The organism is uncultured Chitinophaga sp., assembly GCF_937874145.1.
In the GTDB taxonomy this organism is placed as follows: Bacteria; Bacteroidota; Bacteroidia; order Chitinophagales; family Chitinophagaceae; genus Chitinophaga.
Window position 1 is genome coordinate 1 of sequence record NZ_CALNBI010000339.1, and the last position, 6,650, is coordinate 6,650.

The window sequence follows — 6,650 nt, forward strand, 5'->3', positions numbered from 1 at the left end:
TAGTATGAAAAAGCTTCTCCGCCATGGATTCCGACAGCAGGATCGTTTTTTTGTTCTTCAGCACAGTTTCGGGGTTGCCGTCGGCCAGCGGGAAAGGGAATATTTTGAAGTAATCCGCACTGGCGAACATCTGCCTTGCTTTGTAATGTTCGTTGCCGGAGCTGATGGTGAAGCGGGGCATGGAACCCGGCGGGCGCGTAGCTACCGCGTATTCCACTTCAGGCACTTCTGCCTTCAGCGCTTCCGCGAGCACGCCGGGCGTCGATAAAGCGGTTTTAATGCCACCTTCCTGGTGATGATTGCCAAGGATATGGAGAATGCGCGCATCGTGCGGGAACAGTTTATCCATCCGGTACTCGTCCATCACCCATAAACAAATGAGCATGGCGCAAGCCAGCCCGCTGGCCAAACCAGCCAGGTTGATGAGGAAAGTAGTCCTGTACTTCCTGAAATTGCGGAATATTAAAAGGAAAGTATGCCTGAACATAAGCGAATAATTGGTCGGATCGATGGAAACAATCCCCGTGCCGCCGGCACAACCCGCCACCACGGCGGATTAGGAAAATCAGCACCGTTCACTGGCGGACAAGCAACGTCCGCTTTCGGACACCGGGGCGGCCGGCCGCGTTGGCAAATATCCGGAAAATGGAAAAATAACCGCTCCAGGAGTGAAGCGGTCTCTACACTCCATCTGAATTGGCCTTTCACCGCCCAAAACCGTTTCCGGGAAGGGTTCGGCAATCAGCCGCAACACATGTAACACATGCATTATAGTATAAAAATAGTCTATTTTTGAATACAATGAGATGTTTTCAAACTAATTGATTGCAGATTAACTGTTAACTTGACGCAGGAAACACTACAAATTGAATTACAGTCTTATAAAACAACTGATTGACCTGGCGGAGGATTACGACCGGTCGGCGGGGGAAGGCAGGGGTGACATCAAGGATTTTGTGCGTTGGCTGAAGGAAGGCCAATCTCCCGAAAACGTCAGGACTACAGACCATTACAGCGACGACCACGTTCCGGGCCTGATCAGCAAGCTGCTGGTGTATATGCACCGGTACGCCAAATTGTATTTCAAACGCGCCCTGGAGCAACGGCCCATCCAGTCGATGGACGAGTTCGGCTACATGGTTTCGCTCCTGCAATACGGGCCCATGAACAAAACGGCGCTCATCCAGCAGAATATCCAGGAAAAACCCACCGGGATGGAAATCATCAACCGGCTCGTGAAACTCGGCTTCATCGAGGAAACACCCGACCCGAACGACCGGCGCAGCAAGCTCATCCAGGTGTCCGGCGCGGGGCAAAAAATGATGGGTGAACTGTTCGGGGATATGGACAAGATCTCGCGCCTCATCCTCGGCGATCTCCTTCCCAGCGAACAATACCAGCTCCTCGAAATGCTCGAGCGCCTGCATTGTTATCATAAGCCTATTTTCCAGGACGACCTCCAGCAACTCGACGACCTGATCGACAAAAAGCAAGGTTGAGCCAGAATTCCCTATCTTGTAGCCTTAACCATTTCCCATACCGGATGAAGAAAGGGGCTGTCCTGTCGATTGTATTGCTGATTTTTTGCCGGCTCACTGTGGCCGGACAGCAGTCGTTCCATGTGCTGGAAGACAGCTCGCGCCAACTCACACCCGCCGCGGTGCTCAACGCCTGGCAAAACGGGGCGTTCAAACCGCTGCAGCCAGCCTACCTCAATCCCGGTTATACCACCTCCCATTTCTGGATCGCCGTTACGGCGCCCGATGTCGCTTTTGCGGAAAACATGCTGCTGGTGGCGGACAATCCGCATATCAACCGGCTGGAATGGTATGCCGCAGGCCGGAATTCGATGCAATTGCTTTCGCTGACGGGTGATTACTTTCCTTTTGACCAGCGGCCGGTCAGGCATCCGTCGTTCGTGTTCCGTTTCAGCAATGGCCCGGGATTGTACCTGCTCAAGATCGACAAGCACCACGAGTCGTTGCAGGCGCCCTTCCGCCTGGAAAGCCGGGCGGTTTTCAGGGCCGAAAGCGAGCGTTCTGCGCTGATCAACGGAATCCTGACGGGAATTGTGCTGCTGATCGTCCTTTTCGGCGCTTTCCTGTACGCCAACACGCGCGATGCGGTGTATGGCTGGTACGCGCTGTATGTGCTGAGCACGCTGGGGTGGATCTGGTCAAACAGCGGGTTGGGGTTCCAGTATCTGTGGCCGGAATCGGAATATTTCCCCAGCCGTTCGCGCGTGGTTTTCGTGTTCGCGAATTTCGTGCTCACGGTGCAGTTCCTGAAAGTTTTCACGGGTCTCGGACAGCCGGGCAGCCGTTTGCGGCAGCCATTGCTGTTTGCGCAGGGCGTCTGGCTTGCGATGCTGATTATTACATTATGGCCCATCAATTACCAGCAGTACGCCCAGGCTACGATGGTGTTACTGCGCGCGCTGCCGTTCTTTTCGCTGGCGGCGCTGGGATTGTTGCTGGCGGGACTGATATATAAAGTGGTGAAGGGGAACCGTCCTTCCATGATCTACATTGCGGCAGTATTGGTATTGATGTTTTTCACGGTGATGGAAAACCTTTATCACCTGGGCACCGTGAAACTGCCGTCGTACTTCGCGCATTATGGTTTGTTTACGGGTATCGTGCTGGAAATGATCATTATCACGTTCGGCCTCGCGGCACGCTTTTCGTTTTACAGGAAAGAGAAGGAAGCGATCCTGCAAAAGATGAACGAACAGCAGAAACAATTGACCGATACGATCGTGACGGTTGAGGAGAATGAAAGGAAGGTGCTGGCGGACAGGCTGCACGATGAGATCGGCTCCCTCCTCGCCCTGGCCTCGCTGCAGCTCGATGCCGTGAAGGGGAATCCCATGCAGGGAAGCGCCCCGGCAGAGCGCGCCAGCGGCATCATCAAAGAAATCAGTGAAACGGTGCGCAACATCAGCCACCAGCTCACGCCCGTTGCCATGGAAAAGTACGGCCTCGTGAAAGCGGTGACCGACCTGGCCGGTATCGCCAACGCTTCCGGCAGGATACGGATCGAACTGGTGATCATCGGCTTTGAAAACGACACGCATTACTCCCGGAACTTCCGGGTCATATTATACCGCATCATCCAGGAATTGCTGCAAAACGTGCTGCGCCACGCCGATGCAGGGCACGTGCTCATCCAGCTGATCGAGCACGAAGACCATTGCACGCTGATGGTGGAAGACGACGGGAAGGGCTTCAGCGGCGAACTGCCGGCGCCCCAGCTCCTGCGCAGCATCCGTTCCAAAGTCGATTACCTGGAAGGAATGATGCAAATCGAACATCAAACCGAAAGCGGAGCTTTGATCAATATCGAATTGCCGCTTCCGAAAATGAATGGAAATTATGTCTGAACTCCGACTGCTCATCGCCGACGACCACCAGCTCCTGATAGACGGGATGCTCTCGCTGCTCCGCGAAGCCGGCGGCTACACCCTGCTCGAACCCGTGAACGACGGCCGCCAGCTGCTCGAAAAACTGGCATCCACCCCGGTGGACATCATCCTGCTCGACCTCAACATGCCGCATCTCGACGGCATCCGCGCCCTGGAAAAGATCCGCCGGCAATACCCCCGCGTCCGCATCCTGGTGCTCACCAATTATAACCAGCCGCAGCTCGTGGCCGAAGTACGCAGGCTCGGCGCCAACGGCTACCTGCTGAAGAGCGCTTCCGCCGGCGAATTGCAGCGCGTGATCCGCCTCATCGCTGAAGGCGGTGAATGGTTCGAGGAAATAGAAGCCGGGGAAGAACCGCTCCCCTCCTATTTCCTGGACGAGTTCCTGCGGAAATACCATTTGACGAGACGGGAAGTGGAGATCATCCGCATGGTGGGCAGCGAGCTGACGAGCAAGGAAATCGGCTCGCGGTTGTCGATCAGTGAATTTACCGTCAACACCCACCGCAAGAATATCATGCGCAAGCTGGAAGTCCGCAACATCGCGGGTATCCTCAATTTCGCCAGGACGCACGGTTTACTGTAACCTCTGCACCATTTCCATACAGGCGCGGCTGTTGTGGCAAGGCCCTTTTGCTGGGCCCGCCAGGTCTTCGGGGATCGGCTCCCCGTCGCGGTTGACGCCCCATCTCCATTCTCCCAGTTCCCGGTCGATGATGTTTTGTTCGGTGAAGCGCCAGGTGTCTCCCGCCTGCGCAAGGTACTTTTCATCGCCGCTCACCTGCCAGGCGTTTACGAGCGCTACCATCGCCTCCGCCTGCGGCCACCAGCGTTTTTCTTTCACCAGGAGCTTCGTTTCCGGGTCGGCTTTATACCATAAACCACCGTCGGTGTCCATGCCTTCGAGTGCGGCGTCGGTCAGCTGAACGGCGGCTTCGCGGGTGCGTTGCATCAGTTCTTCTTCCGCCAGGGTTTCGGCGGCGCGCTGCAGCTGCCAGGCAACCTGCATGTCGTGGCCGTAGGAGATCATGATGCCTTCGGGCTTCCAGTCGGCGTCGAAGTACAGGCGGAGGTGGTGGGTTTGGGGGTCGATGATTTTGTCGAGGAATAGTTTGGTGAGGTCGTGCAGGTGGTGGCGCAGGCTATCGTCGGGCCAAACGGCGTAGAGCGCGGAAAACCCTTCCAGGATATGGAGCTGGTCGTACATGGATTTGCGGCTGGGCTTTTCGGATTGCCAGTTGCGCGCGCAGGTGCCGGTGTATCCGCCGCGGACGGGGTCGTGGGTGTAGAGTTGCAGCAGGCTGTAGATGCCTTTGGCGAGGTTGAGGGTTTCCGTGGAAGGGCTGGCCAGTTGCCAGGTGGCGAGGGCGTGGAGGGCGAGGCCCATGGCGTGGGGCTCTTTGCGGGGGTCCTGGCAGCGTCCGGCGTAATCGGTGTCCCACACCACGCCGCCGAATTCGGGATCGATGCAGTGCTCGCGGAACCAGGCATAGGCGCGCCCGGCCGCGGCAAGCCATTCCGCCCGGCCGGTTTGAACGGCGCCGGCGGCGAAAGCTTGCAGGATGCGCGAAGTGAGCACGGAGGGTTTGATGGCGAAGGGGTCCGGTTTTCCTTCGGCCGACATCTTACCGTAAAATCCGCCGAAGCGGTGGTCCGTCATTTCCCGGTCCCAGAATCCAAGAATGTTGTCTCTTTCCCGTTCGAGTGATTGCCTGAGGGTTGTTTGCATAGCTGACTGTAGAAATTAATGACCGGGCGGTTGCAACCGGGTAGCGGCGATCCTGCGGCCGGTTTCCAGTTCGCGGATGAAAGGCAGGCCGGTTTGCAGGAACAGCCGTTCGCTCTGATCGAGGTAGTTGTCGAGCTGGAAGAACATCGCGGCGCGGGTGGCGCCGATCACCTTGATCATGCGGCGGTAGTACCGGGTTTGCAGGTCCACGTATTCGCGGTCGTTTTTAAGAATGTTTTTAGTGAGATTTTGCAGCATCGGTTCGTCGAGCGCCTGGAACTTCTCGTTGTAGGTCCGCAGCAGCAGGGCGCGCATCTGCGCGACGGGCATTTTTTCTTCCGTGTAAGCGTAAAAAGTTTCAAGGAACTCGGGTTGTTCGCTGCGGCCCACGCGAAGCAATTCGGTAAAAACCACTTCGCGGGTGCGGCCGAAGAGGCGGAGCACCACATCTTCGGATAGTTGCGTGCCGGCCGAGGAGCTGTCCTGGCCGAAAAGGGAAGCGCTGCCCAGCAGCGTGCCCAGCAATGTCATCAACATCAATTTGCTCATACCACAATGTTTTATGCACCGGGGCTCCCGGCGCCATTTTACAAAATGGGGATTCCTGACGGGCGGTAATGGAGGAGTACAAATACATCCATACGCGAATTGTTGAGGACAAAGGGCCAACTACGATCATACAACACCGAAACAGGGTGTGTTGTTGTATGAGGGGTGAAGCAGGGTGAAAAGAAAGTATCTAAGTTTCGGGGGCTTTTTTGAACAAAAGACAAGGAAATGCGGGAAAGGATGAATAGTGTTTTGAAAAGCTCGCATTAGGGTGAAAAATCCTTCAAAACGCCCGCCAATACTAAATTTCACTATTTTTGCAGTTGTTTTAAAAAGAACCAAATTATGCGGAAAGGATTTATTATCAGCGCCGTCATCGCCCTCATCGGCACCTTCCTCCTGGGCTGGTACGCCAGCGCCTGGTGGTACGTGACCACGGCAGCGGTAGCTGGTTTGACAGTAATGGGAATCAACGACATGATCCAGACAAGACATTCCATTATGCGGACCTACCCTGTAGTGGGGCGGATGCGCTACTGGATGGAAGCCCTCCGCCCTAAAATGTACCAGTATTTCGTGGAGTCCGACATCGATGGCAGGCCCGACACCATGCCCTTCGGAACGCAGCTCGACGTGTACGAAGAAGGGTACGAATGGATGAGCCATTCCATCGCTCCCAAAGATTTTCACAAACTGAACCATAACCCGCGGATGACGGTAGGGAACAAGGACTGCAAACAACCTTATTCCGCCAGCATCTTCAACGTGTCGGCCATGAGCTTCGGCTCCCTCAGCAGCAACGCCATCGAAGCCCTCAACGGCGGCGCCAAAATCGGCAATTTCGCCCACAACACCGGCGAAGGCGGCATCAGCCCCTATCACATCAAACAGGGCGGCGATATCATCTGGCAGATCGGTACCGGCTATTTCGGCTGCCGCGACGATGAA

The 6,650-nt window shown here is 55.9% G+C and carries 7 protein-coding genes; 4 read left to right on the forward strand and 3 right to left on the reverse strand.

The window, feature by feature from the left end; all coding sequences use genetic code 11:
- On the reverse strand, positions 1-487 hold a 487-nt coding region (locus Q0510_RS16775), incomplete at its 3' end, for an ABC transporter permease (RefSeq protein WP_298714383.1).
- Between the two features lie 379 nt (positions 488-866).
- Here Q0510_RS16775 and Q0510_RS16780 point away from each other — a divergent pair.
- From Q0510_RS16780 to Q0510_RS16790, 3 genes are read left to right on the forward strand one after another with little or no spacing between them, the layout of a single operon-like run.
- Positions 867-1,499, forward strand: coding sequence for a MarR family winged helix-turn-helix transcriptional regulator (locus Q0510_RS16780; protein ID WP_298714386.1), 633 nt, complete (start codon positions 867-869; stop codon positions 1,497-1,499).
- A gap of 44 nt (positions 1,500-1,543) precedes the next feature.
- Positions 1,544-3,382, forward strand: coding sequence for a 7TM diverse intracellular signaling domain-containing protein (locus tag Q0510_RS16785; protein WP_298714389.1), 1,839 nt, complete (start codon positions 1,544-1,546; stop codon positions 3,380-3,382).
- Positions 3,375-4,010, forward strand: coding sequence for a response regulator transcription factor (locus tag Q0510_RS16790; RefSeq protein ID WP_298714392.1), 636 nt, complete (start codon positions 3,375-3,377; stop codon positions 4,008-4,010). Before Q0510_RS16785 ends, Q0510_RS16790 begins: the two co-directional genes overlap by 8 nt.
- On the opposite strand, the gene Q0510_RS16795 is transcribed toward Q0510_RS16790, so the two are convergent.
- Together Q0510_RS16795 and Q0510_RS16800 are read right to left on the reverse strand one after the other, a co-directional pair.
- Positions 4,002-5,153, reverse strand: a complete 1,152-nt coding sequence (locus Q0510_RS16795) for an AGE family epimerase/isomerase (RefSeq protein ID WP_298714395.1) — start codon at positions 5,151-5,153, stop codon at positions 4,002-4,004. The genes Q0510_RS16790 and Q0510_RS16795 overlap by 9 nt on opposite strands.
- 15 nt (positions 5,154-5,168) lie before the next feature.
- Positions 5,169-5,702 (reverse strand): hypothetical protein, encoded by a 534-nt coding sequence (locus Q0510_RS16800; RefSeq protein ID WP_298714398.1) that lies wholly within the window; start codon positions 5,700-5,702, stop codon positions 5,169-5,171.
- A gap of 345 nt (positions 5,703-6,047) precedes the next feature.
- On the opposite strand from Q0510_RS16800, the gene Q0510_RS16805 reads away from it, so the two are divergent.
- Positions 6,048-6,650 (forward strand): glutamate synthase-related protein (locus tag Q0510_RS16805; RefSeq protein ID WP_298714401.1); only part of this gene is annotated, 603 nt, incomplete at its 3' end.

Bases quoted from the DNA above. Each gene is read 5' to 3' on its own strand.
- Q0510_RS16785 (WP_298714389.1), top strand. From the start codon at position 1,544: ATGAAGAAAGGGGCTGTCCTGTCGATTGTATTGCTGATTTTTTGCCGG.
- Q0510_RS16790 (WP_298714392.1), top strand. From the start codon at position 3,375: ATGTCTGAACTCCGACTGCTCATCGCCGACGACCACCAGCTCCTGATA.
- Q0510_RS16795 (WP_298714395.1), bottom strand. From the start codon at position 5,153: ATGCAAACAACCCTCAGGCAATCACTCGAACGGGAAAGAGACAACATT.
- Q0510_RS16800 (WP_298714398.1), bottom strand. From the start codon at position 5,702: ATGAGCAAATTGATGTTGATGACATTGCTGGGCACGCTGCTGGGCAGC.